The 18,234-nt window shown below is 73.8% G+C and carries 18 protein-coding genes; 15 read left to right on the top strand and 3 right to left on the bottom strand.

The features are described from left to right. Positions 1–83 precede the first annotated feature (83 nt). The gene (locus ACFYXE_RS34490; protein ID WP_389319440.1) at positions 84–941 is read left to right on the top strand and encodes a fumarylacetoacetate hydrolase family protein; all 858 of its coding nucleotides are present in this window, start codon (positions 84–86) and stop codon (positions 939–941) included. Positions 942–1,099: 158 nt separating this feature from the next. Here the strand turns inward: ACFYXE_RS34490 and ACFYXE_RS34495 are convergent, their stop codons facing one another. Then, positions 1,100–1,567 (bottom strand): heme-degrading domain-containing protein, encoded by a 468-nt coding sequence (locus ACFYXE_RS34495; RefSeq protein WP_389319441.1) that lies wholly within the window; start codon positions 1,565–1,567, stop codon positions 1,100–1,102. After that, positions 1,564–2,655, bottom strand: a complete 1,092-nt coding sequence (locus tag ACFYXE_RS34500) for a Gfo/Idh/MocA family oxidoreductase (RefSeq protein WP_389319443.1) — start codon at positions 2,653–2,655, stop codon at positions 1,564–1,566. Before ACFYXE_RS34500 ends, ACFYXE_RS34495 begins: the two co-directional genes overlap by 4 nt. Positions 2,656–2,703: 48 nt before the next feature. Between ACFYXE_RS34500 and ACFYXE_RS34505 the strand changes: the two genes are divergently transcribed. The 13 genes from ACFYXE_RS34505 (at position 2,704) to ACFYXE_RS34565 (ending at position 15,920) form a co-directional block, all read left to right on the top strand. Further along, entirely contained in the window at positions 2,704–3,915 is a 1,212-nt protein-coding gene (locus ACFYXE_RS34505; RefSeq protein WP_389319445.1) for an ROK family protein, read from the top strand. A gap of 425 nt (positions 3,916–4,340) precedes the next feature. Further along, positions 4,341–5,192, top strand: a complete 852-nt coding sequence (locus ACFYXE_RS34510) for a hypothetical protein (protein ID WP_389319447.1) — start codon at positions 4,341–4,343, stop codon at positions 5,190–5,192. Between the two features lie 113 nt (positions 5,193–5,305). Next, entirely contained in the window at positions 5,306–6,109 is an 804-nt protein-coding gene (locus ACFYXE_RS34515) for a GntR family transcriptional regulator (RefSeq protein WP_389319449.1), read from the top strand. A gap of 145 nt (positions 6,110–6,254) precedes the next feature. Further along, a complete protein-coding gene (locus ACFYXE_RS34520; protein ID WP_389319451.1) occupies positions 6,255–7,379 on the top strand; it encodes a TIGR03364 family FAD-dependent oxidoreductase in 1,125 nt (374 codons plus the stop codon). 119 nt (positions 7,380–7,498) lie between these two features. Then, positions 7,499–8,155, top strand: coding sequence for an HAD family hydrolase (locus tag ACFYXE_RS34525; protein WP_361166279.1), 657 nt, complete (start codon positions 7,499–7,501; stop codon positions 8,153–8,155). Next, a complete protein-coding gene (locus tag ACFYXE_RS34530) occupies positions 8,155–9,204 on the top strand; it encodes an ABC transporter ATP-binding protein (RefSeq protein WP_389319453.1) in 1,050 nt (349 codons plus the stop codon). Before ACFYXE_RS34525 ends, ACFYXE_RS34530 begins: the two co-directional genes overlap by 1 nt. Continuing rightward, complete coding sequence (locus ACFYXE_RS34535) at positions 9,201–10,148, top strand: 2-aminoethylphosphonate ABC transporter permease subunit (RefSeq protein ID WP_389319455.1); 948 nt, start codon at positions 9,201–9,203, stop codon at positions 10,146–10,148. The genes ACFYXE_RS34530 and ACFYXE_RS34535 overlap by 4 nt, the downstream gene beginning before the upstream one ends. Beyond that, a complete protein-coding gene (locus ACFYXE_RS34540; protein ID WP_389319457.1) occupies positions 10,135–10,953 on the top strand; it encodes an ABC transporter permease in 819 nt (272 codons plus the stop codon). Before ACFYXE_RS34535 ends, ACFYXE_RS34540 begins: the two co-directional genes overlap by 14 nt. A gap of 41 nt (positions 10,954–10,994) precedes the next feature. Beyond that, positions 10,995–12,080, top strand: a complete 1,086-nt coding sequence (locus tag ACFYXE_RS34545; protein ID WP_389319459.1) for a 2-aminoethylphosphonate ABC transporter substrate-binding protein — start codon at positions 10,995–10,997, stop codon at positions 12,078–12,080. Between the two features lie 140 nt (positions 12,081–12,220). Beyond that, positions 12,221–13,714 carry an alkaline phosphatase family protein gene (locus ACFYXE_RS34550; RefSeq protein WP_389319461.1) on the top strand — a complete coding sequence of 498 codons (1,494 nt, stop codon included), beginning with the start codon at positions 12,221–12,223 and terminating at the stop codon, positions 13,712–13,714. Positions 13,715–13,822: 108 nt separating this feature from the next. Then, the gene (locus tag ACFYXE_RS34555) at positions 13,823–14,602 is read left to right on the top strand and encodes an HAD-IIA family hydrolase (protein WP_389319463.1); all 780 of its coding nucleotides are present in this window, start codon (positions 13,823–13,825) and stop codon (positions 14,600–14,602) included. A 90-nt stretch (positions 14,603–14,692) separates the two neighbouring features. After that, entirely contained in the window at positions 14,693–15,241 is a 549-nt protein-coding gene (locus tag ACFYXE_RS34560; RefSeq protein WP_389319465.1) for a hypothetical protein, read from the top strand. Positions 15,242–15,251: 10 nt separating this feature from the next. Next, positions 15,252–15,920 (top strand): class F sortase, encoded by a 669-nt coding sequence (locus ACFYXE_RS34565; protein ID WP_389319467.1) that lies wholly within the window; start codon positions 15,252–15,254, stop codon positions 15,918–15,920. A 298-nt stretch (positions 15,921–16,218) separates the two neighbouring features. Here the strand turns inward: ACFYXE_RS34565 and ACFYXE_RS34570 are convergent, their stop codons facing one another. Next, complete coding sequence (locus ACFYXE_RS34570; protein ID WP_389319469.1) at positions 16,219–16,986, bottom strand: GAF and ANTAR domain-containing protein; 768 nt, start codon at positions 16,984–16,986, stop codon at positions 16,219–16,221. A 158-nt stretch (positions 16,987–17,144) separates the two neighbouring features. Here ACFYXE_RS34570 and ACFYXE_RS34575 point away from each other — a divergent pair, with 158 nt between their 5' ends. Continuing rightward, positions 17,145–18,176 (top strand): glycoside hydrolase family 6 protein, encoded by a 1,032-nt coding sequence (locus tag ACFYXE_RS34575; RefSeq protein WP_389319471.1) that lies wholly within the window; start codon positions 17,145–17,147, stop codon positions 18,174–18,176. Positions 18,177–18,234: the final 58 nt, after the last annotated feature.

Here is an 18,234-nt window from a genome sequence, read left to right on the forward strand (position 1 = left end):
GCGGACGGCGACCTTGGACGATCGACCAAACCTCCGATGGCCGCAACCCATCGGCCGGGCTACCGAAGGAATGGAGTCTGACCATGAAGCTGCTGCGAGTCGGTACGGCCGGGGCGGAGCGTCCCGCGCTCCTCGACGCCGCGGGAACCCTGCGCGACCTGTCGGGCGTCGTCGCCGACATCGACGGCTCGGTGCTCGCCGACGAGGCCGCGCTCGGCCGGATCAGGGCCGCCGCCGACGCCGGTGACCTGCCCGTACTCGCGGCCGACGGGCTGCGCGTAGGACCGCCGGTGGCCCGGGTGGGCAAGGTCGTCTGCATCGGGCTCAACTACCACGACCACGCCCGCGAGACGGGCGCCGAGCCGCCCGCCGAGCCCGTCGTCTTCTTCAAGGCGGCGGACACGGTGGTCGGCCCGGACGACACGGTCCTCGTGCCGCGCCGCTCCCAGAAGACGGACTGGGAGGTCGAGCTCGCCGTGGTCATCGGACGTACGGCGCGCTACCTGGAGTCGCACGAGGAGGCGCTGGCGCACGTCGCGGGGTACGCGGTCGCGCACGACGTCTCCGAGCGGGAGTGGCAGATCGAGCGGGGCGGCACCTGGGACAAGGGCAAGAACTGCGAGACGTTCAACCCGCTGGGCCCCTGGCTGGTGACCGCCGACGAGATCGCGGACCCGCAGGCCCTGTCCCTCAGGCTCTGGGTCAACGGCGAGCTGAAGCAGGACGGCACGACGGCCGACCAGATCTTCCCGGTCGCGGAGGTCGTGCGGTACGTGAGCCAGTTCATGACGCTCCACCCCGGCGACGTCATCAACACCGGTACGCCCGCGGGCGTGGCGATGGGCCGGCCCGAGCCGAAGCCGTACCTGCGGGCGGGTGACGTGGTCGAGCTGGAGGTCGAGGGCCTGGGCCGCCAGCGCCAGGAGCTCAAGGACGCGTAGGCGCCCCCACGACGTGCGGCGCGGCGCCCCCGGTACTGCCCGGGGGCGCCGCGCCCTTCTCGTCTCTCGTCGGCGTACGTCGGTGTTCGTCGGTATACGGCCGCGTACATCTACGTACGTCGGCATACGACCGCATACGGCCGCGTACGTCGGCGTACTTACGCCCCGGTGAACCGCTCCAGGGCCTCCACCACGAGTGCGTGGTCCTCGACCTGGGGCAGGCCCGAGACCACCACCGTGCCGATCACGCCCGCGCCCTCGACCGCGACCGGGAACGCGCCGCCGTGCGCCGCGTACGTGTCGGGGTCCAGGCGGGAGGAGTCCTCGAACGTCGTGCCCTTGGCGCGGAAGCGGGTGCCGACCAGGAGCGAGGAGCAGTGGTAGCGCTCCACGACACGGCGCTTGCGCTCGATCCAGGCGTCGTTGTCGGGCGTCGAGCCCGGGAGCGCCGCGTGGAAGAGCTGCTGGCCGCCGCGGCGGATGTCGACCGCCACCGGGGCGCGGCGCTCGCGGGCCAGCTCCACCAGGAGCGTGCCGAGCGCCCACGCGTCCTCGTGCGTGAAGCGGGTCAGCACCAGGCGGCGTTCCTGGGCGGTCAGCTCGTCGACGGTGGGTGCCTCGCTCACAGCGTCACCGTCACACCGTCGCGCGCGGAGCGGCGGGCCGCCTCCAGGACGTCCAGGGCCGCGGCGGCCTCGTGGGCCGGGACCGGGTTCTCGCCGGTGCCGCGCAGCGCGTCGGCGACCGCCGCGTAGAACGCGGGGTAGTCGCCGGGCAGCGTCGGCAGCGGGCGGCCGCCGCCGGTCAGCGGGGACTCGCCGGAGCCGACCCGGCCCCACATCGACTCGGGCTCCACGCCCCACGGGTCCTCCGTGGCCGGGCGCCTGCCGTCGCGCAGCGCCGCCTCCTGCGGGTCGAGGCCGTACTTCACGTAGCCCGCCTGCGAGCCGAGCACGCGGAAGCGCGGGCCGAGCTGGGCGGTGGTCGCGCTCACGTACAGGTGCGAGCGGACGCCGTTCGCGTGCGTCACGGCGAGGAACGTGTCGTCGTCGGCCTCCGCGCCCGGGCGCCGGACGTCCGACTCCGCGTACACGCTGACCGCCGGGCCGAACAGCACCAGCGCCTGGTCGACGACGTGGCTGCCCAGGTCGTAGAGGAGGCCGCCGATCTCCTGCGGGTCGCCGGACTCGCGCCAACCGCCCTTGGGGCGCGGCCGCCACCGCTCGAAGCGCGACTCGAAGCGCCACACGTCGCCGAGCTCGCCGTCCGCGATCAGGCGGCGCAGGGTGCGGAAGTCGTTGTCCCAGCGGCGGTTCTGGAAGACGGACAGGAGCAGTCCGCGCTCGTCCGCGAGGGCGGCGAGCTCGCGCGCCTCGGCGGCCGTGCCCGCGATCGGCTTGTCCACGACGGTCGGCAGGCCCGCCTTGAGGGCGGCGGTCGCCAGCGACACGTGCGTCTTGTTCGGGGAGGCGATGACGATCAGGTCGAGCTCGTCCGCGCGGTCCCACAGCTCGTCGGCCGAGGCCGCGCAGCGCAGTCCGGCGCCGAACTCGGCGCGGGCCTGGGCCTGCCGCTCGGGGTTCGACGTCACGACCGTGTCGAGGACGAGACCCTCGGTGGCGGCGATCAGCGGGGCGTGGAAGACGGAACCCGCGAGGCCGTACCCGACGAGCCCGACGCGGAGAGGGGAGCCTGAAGAGCCTGTGCCAGTCATGCCATCCACTTAAGCAACGGTGTTGCCAAAGTGCAAGCGGACGGGACAATGGGGCGTGTGACGTCGTACGTGAACAAGGCCAACCCCGGAGTGAACCTGCCGGCGCTGCGCGGGCACAACGCCGCGCTCGTCCTCGACCTGCTGCGCGCGGCGGGCGGGGCCGGCATCAGCCGCCTGGAGCTCGCCGAGCGCACCGGGCTCACCCCGCAGGCCGTCAGCAAGATCACCGCGCGGCTGCGGGCGGCGGGCCTCGCCGCGGAGGCGGGCCGCCGCGCCTCCACCGGCGGCAAACCCCGCACCGTGCTGCGCCTGGTCCCCGCCGCGGGCCACGCGGTCGGCCTCCACCTGGACCGCGACGAGCTGACGGCGGTCCTCGTCGACCTGACCGGCACGGTCGTCGCCGAACGCCGCGCCCCGCTCGCCTTCGGCGCGGGTGCCCCCGCGGTGGTCGGGGCGGCGGCGGAGGAGGTCGGGGCCCTGCTGGCCGGTGCGGGCGGCGACCGGCCGGTCTCCGGGGTCGGGGTCGCGCTGCCCGGCCCGCTCGACCATGCCGAAGGGGTGCTGCACCGGGTCACGGGGTTCCCCGAGTGGGACGGATTCGCGCTGCGGGACGCGCTCGGGGCGCACCTCGGGCTGCCCGTGGCCGTCGACAAGGACACCAACGCCGCCGCGCTGGGCCTCGCGCTCGCGGGCGCGGCCGACTCCTTCGCCTACCTGCACCTGGGCACGGGGCTCGGCGCCGGTCTCGTGCTCGGCGGCACGCTCCACCGCGGGGCCCGCACCGGCGCGGGGGAGTTCGGCCACCAGGTGCTGCAGCTGGACGGGCCGCGCTGCGAGTGCGGGGACCGCGGCTGCGTCGAGGCGCTCTGCCTCGCGGCCGTGGCCCGCGGCGACCTCCCCGAGGCGGCCCGCGTCCTCGGCACGGCCGCGGGCAACCTGATCGGCCTCCTGGACATCGACCGCGTCCTGCTCGGCGGCCGGACCGTGTTCGCGGCGGAAGAGGTCTTCGTACGGGGAGTGGGCGCGGTGGTCGACGAGCGGGTGCGGCGGGAGGGCGGGGACGGGAGAGGTGCGGGTGCCGGTGCGGGTGCCGGTGCCGGTGCCGGAGCGAGGCGGGTGCCGGTGCGGCTTGCTCCCGGGGGTGAGCGGGGCGTCGCGGAAGGCGCGGCCCAACTGATCCTGGCGCCGCTCTTCGGCCGCGCGGAGGGAGCGTTCCCGGTGGGAGCGGCGACGAGCAGCCTCGGGGCCGCTTCGGGGTGAGGGCGGGGTGGTGGGGGTGAGGGGGCCTTCGGCGCGGGTAGCGGCGGGCGCGCGCGAGATCGCTTCGCGGGCTGGTGCGGGGGTGGCGGGAGTGAGAGCCGTCCAGGGCGGCGGGGGTGGCGGGAGTGAGGGCTGTCGGGGGTGGGGGGTGGGTTTTGGCGGGGCTTCGGGGCGGAACCCTCTTGCGTCGGATCTCGCCTGATCGAGGGGTCTCGGGCGGGCCGATCGGTCCCATCGGGCGGTGGCGCCCGGGGCGGCCCGGGTGCGCGTGGCAGGGTCTCGGGGCACGACCGGTGGACGCCGGTCGCGGCCCGCCCCGCCCGGATCGCCGCCCGTCCTCCGGCGCACGTACGGAGGCGGTACGCCGACCTCCGCGCGGGTGAGGGTCCGTCAGCCCGCCCGGCTCAGGTCAGCAAAGGTCCTCCATGCGCTTCCGCAGCTCCCTCGCCGCCGCCGCCGTCGCCGCCCTCCTGCCGGTCGTACCGGTCCTGCCCGGGGCGCCCGCCGCGGCCGACGGCGGCAGAGGCGCGGGAAGCGGCGACGGCCGGGACGTCTGCGCGGGGACAGGGGCGCCGGGCGCCGGGGGCGTGACCGCCTGCCCGGGGGACGCCCGCCGTGCCTCCCGTACGCGCCCCGCGAGCACCCTCACCGCTCCGGGCGCCGCCCCCGCCTGCGTCGCCGCCCGCCCCTTCGACTTCCCCATCGACACCCGGATCCGCAAGGGCCCCGCCACCTACCGGCCCGGGGGCGGATACCAGGAGTGGACCGTCGACCTCACCAACACCACCGACGAGCCCTGCGGGGCCCTGCACCCGCTCCTCGTCCTCGTCGACGAGGGGCGGACGCTGCGGCCCGGGCAGGTCCAGCTGGAGTTCGACGACGGGGACCGGTGGCGGCCCGTGACGTTCGAGCGGACCGCGGAGGGCGAGCACGTCGGGGTGTTCGACGACGGGTTCCCCGGCTTCGAGGCCGGCCCCGGACGGACCGTCGGCGTCACGGTCCGGCTCGCCTTCACCTCGGACACCGCGGCGGACCGCGTCGTGGCGACCGCCGCCCTCGTGCAGCGCGCGGACGACGACGGGGACTGGGTCGGCGAGTCGAACGACTACGCCTTCGGCATCGAGGCCGCCGGAGACCCCCGCACCCCGACCGCCGAGCAACTCGCCGCGACAGGACCGGGCATGCCGCTGCGGCCCGGCATCCTCGCCGGTGCCGTCCTGCTGGGCGGCGCGGCCCTGCTCCTGACGGCCCGGCACCTGCGGGCCAGACGACGCTGACGTCCGGGCGGGAGCGGGAGCGGGAGCGGGAAGCGGGGAGCAGGGGAAACGGGGCCGGGGCCGGACACCCCGCGTTCACCCGTGTGTTCACCTCCGTCTGCGAACATCCCGGAGTGGACAACCCGAACCCCGCACACCCGGCGGCACACCCCGCCCACCTGCTCGACCAGGCGCCGGGCGCCCCGATCCGCTCCGGCATCCCCGAGCACGGCCGCATCCCGAAGTACTACGCCGTCAAGGCCAGGATCGCCGCGCTGATCGAGGAGTTGGGGGACGGGCAGCCGCTGCCCACCGAGCGGGACCTCGCCGAGCGGTACGAGGTGGCGCGCGAGACCGTGCGACAGGCGCTGCGCGAACTGCTCCTGGAGGGGCGGCTGCGCAGGCAGGGCCGCGGCACCGTCGTCGCGGGACCCAAGCTGGAACAGCCGCTGTCCCTGGCCAGTTACACCGAGGGCGTACGGCGGCAGGGGCGCACCCCGGGCCGCAACCTCATCTCCCTCGACCGCTTCCCGTGCCCGGCCGCGCTCGCCGCCGAGACCGGTGTCCCGGTGGGCGGGCCCGTCTGGCACATGGAGCGGGTGCTGCTCGCCGACGAGGAGCGGGTCGGCCTGGAGAGCACGTACGTCTCCGTGGACCGGGTGCCGCGGCTCGACGAGGACTTCGAGCCGGACTCGTCGTTCTACGCGTACCTGCGCGACAGCCTCGGCATCGGCTTCGGGGACGCCGACGAGCGGATCGAGACGGTGCTCGCCACCCCGCGCGAGGCGCTGCTCATCGGGACGCCGCCCGCGCTGCCCATGCTGCTGATCCACCGGCTGTCCCGGGACACCGCGGGCCGCCCGCTGGAGCGGGTGCGGACGCTGTACCGGGGCGACCGGTTCTCCTTCACGACGCACCTCGGCGGCGGCACGGGCTGACCTCGGGGCCGCCCTCCCGGCCCGCTCCACGGGCGGCTTGCGGTAACGGAAGCGTAACGGGTCTAGGCCAAGCTTGGGTGGCCGTTCACCGTCCCGTTGCCCACCGGCCCCGCGCGGGTCACCGCTCCCCAGGAGCGTTGCCGACGTGAGAGTCATCGTCGTAGGAGCCGGCGTGGTGGGCACCATGCACGCCTGGCACGCAGTGGAGCGCGGCCACGAGGTCGTACAGATCGAGCGCGAGAGCGAGGCCCGGGGGGCGTCGTTGCGCAACTTCGGACAGATATGGGTGAGCGGCCGGGCGGGCGGCGAGGAGCTCGACACCGCCCTGCGCGCCCGCGAGCTGTGGGAGGGGATCGGCGAGCGCGTGCCCGGGCTCGGCTTCCGGGCCAACGGCTCCCTCACGCTCGTGCGCACCGCCCGCGAACGCGCCGTCGCCGAGGCCGCGCTGGCCCGCCCCGACGCGGCGGCCCGCGGCTACGAGCTGCTGGACGCCGCGCAGGCGCGCAACCTCAACCCGGCGCTGCGGGGCGATTTCGTCGCGGGGCTGTGGTGCGAGCGGGACGCGGCCGTCGAGCCCCGCACCGCCCAGGTGCGGCTGCGCGAGGCCCTGTCGGCGTCGCCGCGCTACACCTTCCTGCCGGGCCGCGAGGTCCGCGAGGTCGTCGGGGAGAGCGCGGTGCGCGACGACCACGGCGACGTGCACACCGGCGACGCCGTCGTCCTGGCCACCGGCGCCTGGCTCGGCGGCCTGGTGCGCGAACTGGCCGGGCCCGGCCTGCCCGTGCGCCGCGTCCGGCTGCAGATGATGCAGACCGAGCCGCTCGGCGAGACGCTCACCACCTCCGTGGCCGACGCCGACAGCTTCCGCTACTACCCGGCCTACCGGTCGGACGCGCTCGACGCGCTCAACGCCGGGCAGGCGCAGGCCCCGACCGCCGCCGCGCACAAGATGCAGCTGCTCATGGTGCAGCGCGCGGACGGCGGCCTGACCATCGGCGACACCCACGAGTACGAGCACCCCTTCGCCTTCGACACCGTCGAGGACCCCTACGACCACCTCACCGAGGTCGTCGAGGGCTTCCTGGGCCGCCCGCTGCCGCGCGTCAGGCGGCGCTGGGCCGGGGTGTACGCGCAGTGCGTGGACACCGCCCGGGTCGTGCACCGCCAGCAGGTGCGCGAGGGCGTGTGGCTGGTCACCGGGCCCGGCGGGCGCGGCATGACCTGCTCGCCCGCGATCGCCGAGAAGACCGCCGACGAACTGGGATGGTGAGGAAGTTGCCCGAGAACACGAAGCCCGAGAACCCCGAGAACTCCGAGAACACGAACCCCGAGAACCGCGAGAACCCCGAGAACCGCGACGCCGGCCGGATCGGTCTCGTCGTGCTGGACATGGCCGGGACGACCGTCGCCGACGGCGGCCTCGTCGAGCAGGCCTTCGCCGCCGCGGCCCGCGAGCTCGGCGTCGAGCCGGACTCGGCGGACCACGCCGCGAAACTGGAGTACGTCCGCGCCACCATGGGCGAGTCCAAGATCTCCGTCTTCCGGCACCTGTTCGGCGAGGAGGCGCTCGCCCGGCAGGCCAACACCGCCTTCGAGAAGGCGTACGGGACGCTCGTGGACGGCGGCCGCATCGCACCGGTCCCCGGCGCGCGGGAGGCCATCGAGGAGCTCGCCGCCGACGGCAGGACCGTCGTCCTCACCACCGGGTTCGCCCGCGTCACCCAGGACGCCATCCTCGACGCGCTGGGCTGGCGCGACCTCGTCGGACTCACCCTGTGCCCCGCCGACGCGGGCGGCCGCGGGCGCCCCCACCCGGACATGGTGCTCAGCGCGTTCCTGCGGACCGGCGCCGCGGACGACGTGCGGGACGTGGCGGTCGCCGGCGACACCGCGTACGACATGCGCAGCGGCGTGCGCTCCGGCGCCTCGGTCGTCGCCGGGGTGCTGACCGGCGCCCACGACGGCACCGCGCTGCGCGCGGCCGGGGCCACGCACGTGCTCGGCTCCGTCGCCGAACTGCCCGCGATACTCCGGGGCATCGGCTGATGGGCAGCGGCATCCGCTTCGACCGGGTGTCCGTCGCCTACGGCGCGCACACCGTCCTCGACTCCCTCGACCTGACCGTGGCACCCGGCGAGGTCATGGCCCTGCTCGGCCCCTCCGGGTCCGGCAAGACCACCGCGCTGCGGGCCGTCGCCGGCTTCGTGCGGCCCGCGTCGGGGCGGGTGTTCCTCGGGGACCGGGACGTCACCGCGCTGCCGCCGCACCAGCGGGGCATCGGCATGGTCGTCCAGCAGTACGCGCTCTTCCCGCACATGCGGGTCGCGGACAACGTCGCCTTCGGCATGAAGGCGCGCAAGGTCGCCAAGGGCGAGATCCCCGGGCGGGTCGCCGAGGCCCTGGAGATGACGGGCATGGCCGCGTACGCGAGGCGGTTCCCGCGCGAGCTGTCCGGCGGGCAGCAGCAGCGGGTCGCCATCGCGCGGGCGCTCGCCGTCCGCCCGGACGTCCTGCTCCTCGACGAGCCGCTGTCCGCGCTCGACGCGCAGCTGCGGTCCGGGATGCTGGCCGAACTCGCCCGGTTGCACCGCGAGTTGCCCGACGTCTCCATCCTGTACGTCACCCACGACCAGGTCGAGGCGCTGACCCTGGCCGACCGGATCGCCGTCATGGACCGGGCCCGGCTGCGGGACTGCGGGACACCGCAGGAGCTCTACCGCGCGCCGCGGACCGAGTTCACCGCTTCCTTCGTGGGCAACGCGAACCTGCTGCCGGTGACCGTCGGCGACGGGGGCGTCTCCTTCGCGGGGGCGGAGCTGAGGCTCGACACGGGCGGGGCGGCCGCCGGGGCGAGCGCCACGCTGTGCGTGCGGCCGCATCTGGTGGGTCTTGGCGACGGCCCCAACTCCCTGGTGGGGAAGGTGAGCGAGGTCCAGTGGCGGGGCGCCACGCACCGGCTGTACGTGGACGTCGGCGGGGAGCGGGTGAAGGCGGACGTCCGCGAACTGCGGAGGCCGCCCGGGCTGGGGGAGACGGTCCGGTTGCACTTCGCGCCCGAAGACGCGGTGCTCCTCGCCGGCGGGGTGACCGAATGAGCCGTCCTTCCCGGGCCCCCGCGCCCCCTGCCCCGGCAGCGGGGACCGCGCCCGCCCTCCCCCGGGGGAACCCCGCCGCCCCCGCCGCCCCCGTCGACTCCACGACCGCGGGGGCCGGAATCCGCGCGGTACCCGCGTCGCTCTGGGCGCTGCCGCCCGTCGTGCTGCTCGGGGTGGTGTTCCTCTATCCGCTCGGGCTCGTCGTGCGGCAGTCCGTGCGGCCCGACACCGGGGGGACGTCCCTGCGGCCGTACGCGGACGTGTTCGCCTCCGAGGCGTTCCGGGAGGCGCTCGGGACCACGGTGTGGCTCGCGGCCGGGGCGACCGCGGGATGCCTCGTGCTGGGGTTCGCGCTCGCGCTGGTCATCGCCTTCGTGCCGTTCCCCGGCGGGAAGGCCGTCGCGAAGTTCATCGACGTCTTCCTCTCCTTCCCGTCCTTCCTGATCACCCTCGCCCTGCTGTTCGTCTACGGCACCAAGGGCATGGCCAACGGGCTGTGGACGGACGCGACGGGCGCCGCCGAGGGGCCCTTCCAGTTCCTGACCACGCCGTGGGGCGTGCTGCTCGCCGAGATCACGTACTTCACGCCGTTCGTGATGCGGCCGCTGCTCGCCGCGTTCTCGCAGATCGACACGGCCCAGCTGGAGGTGGCGTCCAGCCTGGGCGCGAAGCCCGCGCGGATCGTGCGCCAGGTGATCCTGCCGGAGGCGCTGCCCGCGCTCGCCGCCGGCGGCAGCCTCGTCCTCGTCCTGTGCCTGAACGAGTTCGGGATCGTGCTGTTCACCGGCGCCAAGGGCGTCACGACGCTGCCGATGCTCGTCTACGGCAAGGCGATCCTGGAGTCCGACTATCCGGCGGCCTGCGTCGTCGCCGTCGTCAACATCGCGATCTCCGTGGGCCTGTACGGCCTCTACCGGGTGGTGAGCCGCCGTGCTGGTGCATAGCCGCAAGGGGAAGTGGGCCACCTGGGCGCTCTTCTTCGTCCTCTTCCTGCCGTTGTTCGCGCTGCCGCTCCTGGTGATCCTCGCGGCCTCGTTCGCCGAGCACTGGTCGGGCGCGCTCCCGTCCGGATTCACCACCGGGCACTACGCGTCGGCCACCCGCGGCTCGTCGCTGCGGGCCCTCACCACCAGCCTGGTCACGGCGGTGGCCGCCAGCCTGCTCGCGCTGGCCGTCGGCTCCTGGGCCGCGCTGGCCGCCGCCTCGCTGAAGCAGTCCGCAGGGCGTGCCGCCCGGCTGTGGGGGAGGGGCCTGGACGCGCTGTTCGTGCTGCCCGTCGCCGTGCCGTCGGTGGTCGTCGGCCTCGCCGTGCTCGTCGCCTTCTCCCGGCCGCCGATGATCCTCAACGGCACGCGCTGGATCGTGATCCTCGCGCACGCGATCCTCGTCACGGCGTTCGCCCACCAGTCGGTCGCGGCGGCCGTGCACCGGCTCGACCCGGCGTACGAACAGGCCGCCGCCTCGCTGGGCGCCCGGCCCGCGTACGTCCTGTGGAAGGTGAAGCTGCCGCTCCTGCTGCCGTCCCTGAACGCGGCCGCCGGGCTGTGCTTCGCGCTGTCCATGGGCGAGCTGAGCGCCACGATGATGCTCTACCCGCCGGACTGGATGCCGCTGCCCGTACAGATCTACGCGGCCACCGACCGCGGTTCCACCTTCACCGGCGCCGCCGTCGCGGTGGTCCTGATGGCGGCCACGCTCCTCGTGCTCTTCGCCGTCTCCCGCGTCCGCACCCGCGCCTCCTACCGCTGAACCCACCCCCGTCCCCGGCTGTCCAAGGAGTACGAAACGTCATGTCCCGCCTCAGCTGTGTCCGTCGCCTCCGCACGGTCGCCGCCGTCACCGGCGGCCTCGTCCTGGCCTGCTCCCTCACCGCGTGCGGCGGCGACTCCGCCGCGTCCGACGCGAAGGCCGTCACCGTCTACAGCGCCGACGGCCTCAAGGGCGAGAACGGCGACGGCTGGTACGACCGGGTCTTCAAGGACTTCGAGAAGAAGACCGGCATCAAGGTGAACTACGTCGAGGGCGGTTCCGGCGAGATGGTGCAGCGCGCCGTCCGCGAGAAGTCCAACACCCAGGCCGACGTGCTCATCACCCTTCCGCCGTTCATCCAGCAGGCCGACGCGAAGGGCCTGTTGCAGACGTACCGCCCCCAGGGCTCCGAGCAGGTCGACGGCGCCGACAAGGACCCCGACGGCAAGTGGACGTCCGTGGTGAACAACTACTTCGGCTTCATCCACAACAAGAAGGAGCTGCCCGGCGGCAAGGCGCCCCGGACATGGGAGGACCTCACCGGGAGCGCGTACAAGAACAAGGTGCAGTACTCCACGCCCGGTGTCGCGGGCGACGGCACCGCGGTGCTGATCAAGGCGATGCACGACTTCGGCGGCAAGGAACCGGCACTGGCCTACCTGAAGAAGCTGCAGACCAACAACGTCGGCCCGTCCGCCTCCACCGGCAAGCTCGCGCCCAAGGTCGACAAGGGCGAACTGCTGGCCGCCAACGGCGACGTGCAGATGAACTACGCGCAGTCCAAGGACATGCCCCACCTCGGCATCTGGTTCCCCGCGACCGCGAAGGACCCCGACCGGCCCACCACCTTCGCGCTGCCCTACGCGGCCGGTCTGGTGAGCAAGGCGCCGCACGACGCCAACGCGAGGAAGTTCCTCGACTACCTGCTCGGCCGGCAGGCGCAGCGGCAGGTCAGCGAGATCGGCGGCGGCTTCCCCGCCCGCAAGGACGTCAAGGCCACCGACGCGAACGCGCTCGCCCTCGACAAGATCATCGACGGGGTCGAGATCTTCCAGCCGGACTGGGCGGACATCTCCGAGAACCTGTCGGACTACGTGGCGGACTGGAAGTCGGCGACCGGTAGCTGAGAGTTCACCGGCGCACCCCTGGCCCCAGGGGTTCGGTAGCGAAAAGATAACGGGTATGGACCCAACGCCCCTGGTGCGCCAGGGGCGTTGGCGTGCCCCGCCCTTCCCCCCCCCGTGCACCACCGACTCCGGAGGACCACGTGTCGTCAGGTATCACCCGCCGCTCGCTGCTCGTCTCCACCGCGGCCGCCGCCCTCGCCGCGGGCCCCCTCGCCACCGCCGCGAGAGCCGCGGCCAGGACCCCCAAGGTCCTGGTCGTCGGGCTCGACGGGGCGCTGCTCGGCAGGATCAAGGACGCCGCGGCGCCCACCCTCAAGGGCCTGATGAGCCAGGGCCTCACCGCCCCCAGCGCGCTCTACGCCAACCCGCTCGCGCCCACCTCCTCGGGCCCCGGCTGGTCGACGCTGATCACCGGTGTCTGGCCCGACAAGCACCGGGTCGTGAACAACGAGTTCACCGGCCACCGGCTCGCGGCCTACCCGGACTTCATGACGCGCGCCGAGGCCGCGAAGCCGGGCCTGCGCACCTGCGCGGTCGCCTCCTGGGCGCCCATCACCGACATCATCTTCTCCGCGAAGGTCGACACCCGCGTCTCCACGCCCGCCGCCGAGTACGACGAGGGCACCACCGCGCGCGCCGTCGCCGAGATCGGCACGGGCAACCCCGACGCGGTCTTCGTCCAGCTCGACAACGTCGACCACGCGGGCCACGGGAGCGGCGCCGCCAGCCAGGCCTACCTCGACGCGCTGCACGGCGTCGACACCCAGGTCGGCCGGATCCTGGCCGCCGTCAGGTCCCGGCCGACCTACGGCGACGAGAGCTGGCTCGTCATGATCACCGCGGACCACGGGCACACCGACGCGGGCGGCCACGGCGGCTCCAGCTGGGCCGAACGCCAGACCTTCATGATCGCCACCGGCCCCACGGTCACCGCGGGTTCCGTCCGCCACGACGTCCGCATGCCCGACGTCGCCGCCAGCGCCCTGGCCCACCTCGGCATCGCCGTCGACCCGGCCTGGGGCCTGGACGGCCGACCGATCCAGCAGCCCTCGCCCGACGACTTCGACGCCCTGCGTGCCCAGCTGACCGGGCCCGTCGACGAGGGCGGCATCGGCGCCGGCGTCCTCGGCTTCACCCGCACCCCGCCCCCCGGCTGGCGCGTCGACAACGGCGCGATGGGCACCGGTGGCGTCACCGAGTGGCGCGGCTGGTCCTTCACCACCGACGAGTTCTGGACCAAGGCCGAACGCGACCAGCGGCGCGAGAACAACGTCCGCGCCCGCGGCGTCTTCGCGGTCGCCGACGGCGACGAGTGGACCGACAAGTCGTTCACCGGCACCTTCGACTCGACGCTGATCAGCCCCGCGTACGCCGTGACGGGCGGCGCGCGGGCCACCCTCACGTACACCACGTACTACCGCCAGGAAGCCCCGCAGAAGGGCGAGGTGCTCGTCTCCTACGACGGCGGCACCCCGGTCGCGGTGAAGACGTACACCGCCGACACCCCCTCCGTCGTCGAGCGCCTCACCCTCCAGGTCCCCGCGGGCGCCCGCACCGCGCAGGTCCGTTTCCGCTACACCGGCGGGAACAACTGGTACTGGGTCGTCGACGGGGTGTCGATCACGAAGAATTGACCGGGGTCAAGATCGTGTCTTCCTGATTAGGCTGAGGGGCGTCGGCACAGCGCTGTCCCGGCGCCCCGCAGTTACCCCGCATCGACGCAGAACGCAGGAGTGCACCCCATGGCAGAGCGCAAGCCCATCGAATCGTGGCTCACCGACATGGACGGCGTGCTCATCCACGAGGGAGTGCCGATCCCCGGCGCCGACGCCTTCATCAAGAAGCTGCGCGAGTCCGGCAAGCCCTTCCTGGTCCTGACGAACAACTCCATCTACACCGCGCGCGACCTCCAGGCCCGGCTGAACCGGATGGGCCTGGACGTGCCCGTCGAGAACATCTGGACCTCCGCGCTCGCCACCGCCAAGTTCCTCGACGACCAGCGGCCCGGCGGCACCGCCTACGTCATCGGCGAGGCGGGCCTGACCACCGCCCTGCACGACATCGGGTACGTCCTCACCGACCACGCCCCCGACTACGTGGTCCTCGGCGAGACCCGCACGTACTCCTTCGAGGCCATGACCAAGGCCGTCCGCCTCATCAACGGCGGCGCCCGCTTCATCTGCACCAACCCCGACGAGACGGGCCCCTCCACCGAGGGCCCGCTGCCCGCCACCGGCGCCGTCGCCGCCCTCATCACCAAGGCGACCGGCCGCACCCCGTACTTCGCGGGCAAGCCGAACCCCCTGATGATGCGCACCGGCCTGAACGCGATCGGGGCGCACTCGGAGACCAGCGCGATGATCGGCGACCGCATGGACACCGACGTCCTGGCGGGCCTGGAGGCGGGCATGGAGACGTTCCTGGTGCTCACCGGCCTCACCTCGCGGGCCGACATCGACCAGCACCCCTTCCGCCCCTCGAACGTCGTCGACTCCATCGCCGACCTCGTCGAGCGCATCTGAGCGGGCGCCCGGCCCCCGGGAGCTCCCCCGTTTGCCCCGCCGGACGGGCGGGGGCGCTCACCCCGCGTGAACCTCGTAGACAGGAGGTTCATGATGCGCATACGTTCCCTTGCTCTCCGTGGGGCCACGGTGGCCGTCGCCCTGACGGCCGTCCTGCCCGCCGCCGGAGCGCAGGCCCACGAGCACGACTCCGTGCGGGCCACCGTCACCCCGTCCAGCACCGCGCCCGGGTCCACCGTGGAGGTGAGCGTCTCGGGCTGCGACGGCACCACAGGATCGGCCGGGTCCGGCGCCTTCGAGGAGGACGCCAAGCTCACCGGGCGTGACGGCGACAAGTACTCCCTCAACGGCAGCGCCCGGATCAAGCACGGCGTCGCCGGCACCTACGACGTCACCGTCACCTGCGACGGCCACCCGCACCAGGGCGCCGGCACGGTCCACGTCATCCGGCACAACCCCTCCCCGGTCTCCCCGGTACGGGCGGGCGGCGGCGGCACCGCGCGGCTGACCACGGCCGCGACCGCCGAGGCCACCGAGGCGGGCCCCGGCACCCGGCACGCCGTGATCGGCCTGGTGCTGGCCGGCGTCGCCGCCGTCGCCGTCGCGTTCCGCAGCGTCCGCCGGCGCCGCTCCGAGTGACGGGCGGGGCATGACGGTGTCCGACGGCGAGCGCACGTCCGGCTCGGGACGGCTGCTGACCGGCGTGGCCTGGGCGCTCCTGCTGGTCGGCCTCTGGCTCTGGGGCAGCGACGTCGGCGACCTGCGCGGCGTCTCCGGACCCGCCACCGGCGACGTGGCCCAGGTCGGCCGCCCCCTCGGCGTCGAACTGCCGCCCGCGCACGACCCGTTGCCCGCCGCCCGCCCGGAACGCGTCGACGTGCCGTCGCTGCGGGTCCGCGCCCCGGTGACGGCCCGCGGCCTGGACGCCGACGGCGCCATCGATCCGCCGCCCTTCGAACAGCCCGGCACCGTCGGCTGGTACGGCGGCGGCACCCGCCCCGGCGCCGCGGGCGCGGCCCTCTTCGTCGGCCACGTCGACACCGAGACGAAGCCCGCCGTCTTCTACGACCTCAGCACGCTGCGCCCCGGCGAGACGGTCGAGGTGCGCCGCGACGACGGCACGGTCGCGGAGTTCACCGTGGACGACGTGCAGGTCGTCACCCGCAAGCGGTTCGACGCGAAGAAGGCGTACGGCCCGCACGAGGAGGGGCGCGCGGAGCTGCGCCTCATCACCTGCGGCGGCTCCTTCGACAAGGCCACCCGCACCTACACGGCGAACGTGGTCGTCTCCGCGTACCTCACGGACGTGTCGCGCTGATCGCGGCACACCGCCAGGGGGTCCACCTGGCCCGATCGGCGGCCCGCTCCCCCCGGAGCCGCCGACCGGGCTGGTCCTCGACCGCGCGCGCACGAGCTGCGGGAGGAACCCGGCGTCGGCGCAGGAGGTTCGGGACCATTCCGTATTCCGGAATGGTGGGCAAGGGGCCGGGGGCCTGGGCGCCTTGCCACCGACTTTAGAACGAATGGGCGCGCGGGCCTAGAGGGCGTCGGAGACGGAATGACGCCAAGTCGCCGCCTCCTTTCCCTCCGTGGTCACTCCTGGCCGCGGGGGATTCTCACCATGGTCCGGACCGGCCGGGCCGCAGCGCGTCGGCATCGATCACCCCGTTGATCACCAGACCGGCGACCCGGTCGATGACCTGCTGTTCCCTGCGCGCGTAGCGCCGCAGCGCATCGAAGGCCTCGTCCACACCGGTGTTCCAGCGCTCGGCGAGCATGCCTTTGGCCTGTTCGATGCGAATTCGGCTGTCCAGGGCGGTCCGCAACTGTTCCGAAAGGACGCGGCACTCGAAGTGCGTGCGCTGGTTGTGCAGCCCCACCGCCGCCGCATCGGCGAGCACTTGTGCGATTCCCAGCTCGCGCTCGGCCCGGTCGCGGCGGTGTTCCGCCGGAGCCTCGGGCGCGAAGACGTTGAGCACGCCCAGCACGACACCGTCCCAGCGCATCGGCACCGCGTACGTCCCCGCCACGCCGTGCTCGCCGGCCCGCCGGGCGAACTCGGGCCAGCGGCCCCCGGCCGCGCCGGGGCCGGTCCCGACGGGCGGCACGGCCCTGCGGGTGCCGAAGGTCTCCAGGCACGGCCCGCCGCGGTGCTGCACCGCCAGCAGCTCCCGCGCCAGCTCCTGTTGGGCGCTGCACGCCACGAGGCGCACCGAGCCGTTCCCGCCCGTGTACATGACCCCGGCCGCCCGCGCCCCGAGCAACTCCACGCAGCGGTCCGCGAGCCAGCGCAGGTACCGCTCGGCATCGAAGTCGTCGGCCAGTGTGTCCGCGGTTTCCACCAGGACCTCCGCGAGCCGCAGCTCGTCGTCGCGGTCCCGCATGACCCCTCCTCCTCAACTCCCCGCGGACTGCGCCTACCCAGCCGCGAGAGCGCTGTAACAGCTCTCCCGCAGGTCTGTGGGCAGTACGGGCGGACCTCGTGGGCAGGGTGTACGTGTGCCAGGATTGAGACACGGACAGAGCACCCAAGGGGGAGTGGATGTACCGCAACAACGCAGGTCGCGGGCACGGGTTCGCGGCCACGGGGGTGAGGACGGGAGTGGCGCTCGCGGGGGCGGCGCTGCTCCTGGCCGGGTGCTCCTCCTCCGGTGACTCCGACGACGACACGTCGAGCCCGCCGGTGAAGCAGCAGCCCAAGGGCAAGGACCCGTACTGGGTCAACCCGGACGGAAACGCGGCCAAGCAGGTCGCCACGTACGCCGGGGACGGCAAGAAGGACGACGCCGAGCAGCTCAGGAAGATCGCCGAGCAGCCGGTCGCCGAGTGGATCGTCCCGGAGAACGCCCAGGACCAGGCACGCGGCTTCACCGAGGCCGCCGAGAAGGCCGACCGTGACGCCCTGCTGGTCCTCTACAACATCCCGCACCGCGACTGCGGCCAGTACTCGGAGGGCGGCGCCGCCGACGGCAACGCCTACCGCGCCTTCATCGACCAGGTCGCCAAGGGCATCGGCGACCGCCGAGCCACGGTGGTCCTGGAGCCCGACGCGGTGCTCCACATGGTCGACAACTGCACCCCGGAGCAGTTCCACGAGGAGCGCTACGACCTCCTCAAGGGCGCCATCGGCAAGCTCAAGTCGCTGCCCGACACCAAGGTGTACCTGGACGCGGGCAACGCGGGCTGGAAGAACCCGGACTCGCTCTGGGAGCCCCTGAAGTGGTCCGGCGTCGAGCAGGCCGACGGCTTCTCGGTGAACGTCTCCAACTTCCAGACCACCGCGACCAGCACGGAGTTCGGCAAGAAGCTCTCGGCGAAGATCGGCGGCAAGCCGTTCGTGATCGACACGGCGCGCAACGGCAACGGCCCCTACACCAAGGGCAAGGACCCCTGGTGCAACCCGCCGGGCCGGGCGCTCGGCGAGACGCCGACGACGAGGACGAGCGATCCGCTCGTCGACGCCTACCTGTGGATCAAGCGGCCCGGCGAGTCCGACGGGACGTGCCGGGGCGGGCCCAAGGCCGGCCAGTGGTGGCCCGAATACGCCCTGGGCCTGGCGAAGGCGTCCCGCTAGCGGCGCGGGGAACCGCGGCGCGCGGGTGCTCGCCCGCGCGGTTCCCCGCCCCCTCCCG

Source organism: Streptomyces sp. NPDC002564, assembly GCF_042889645.1.
Classification (GTDB): domain Bacteria; phylum Actinomycetota; class Actinomycetes; order Streptomycetales; family Streptomycetaceae; genus Streptomyces.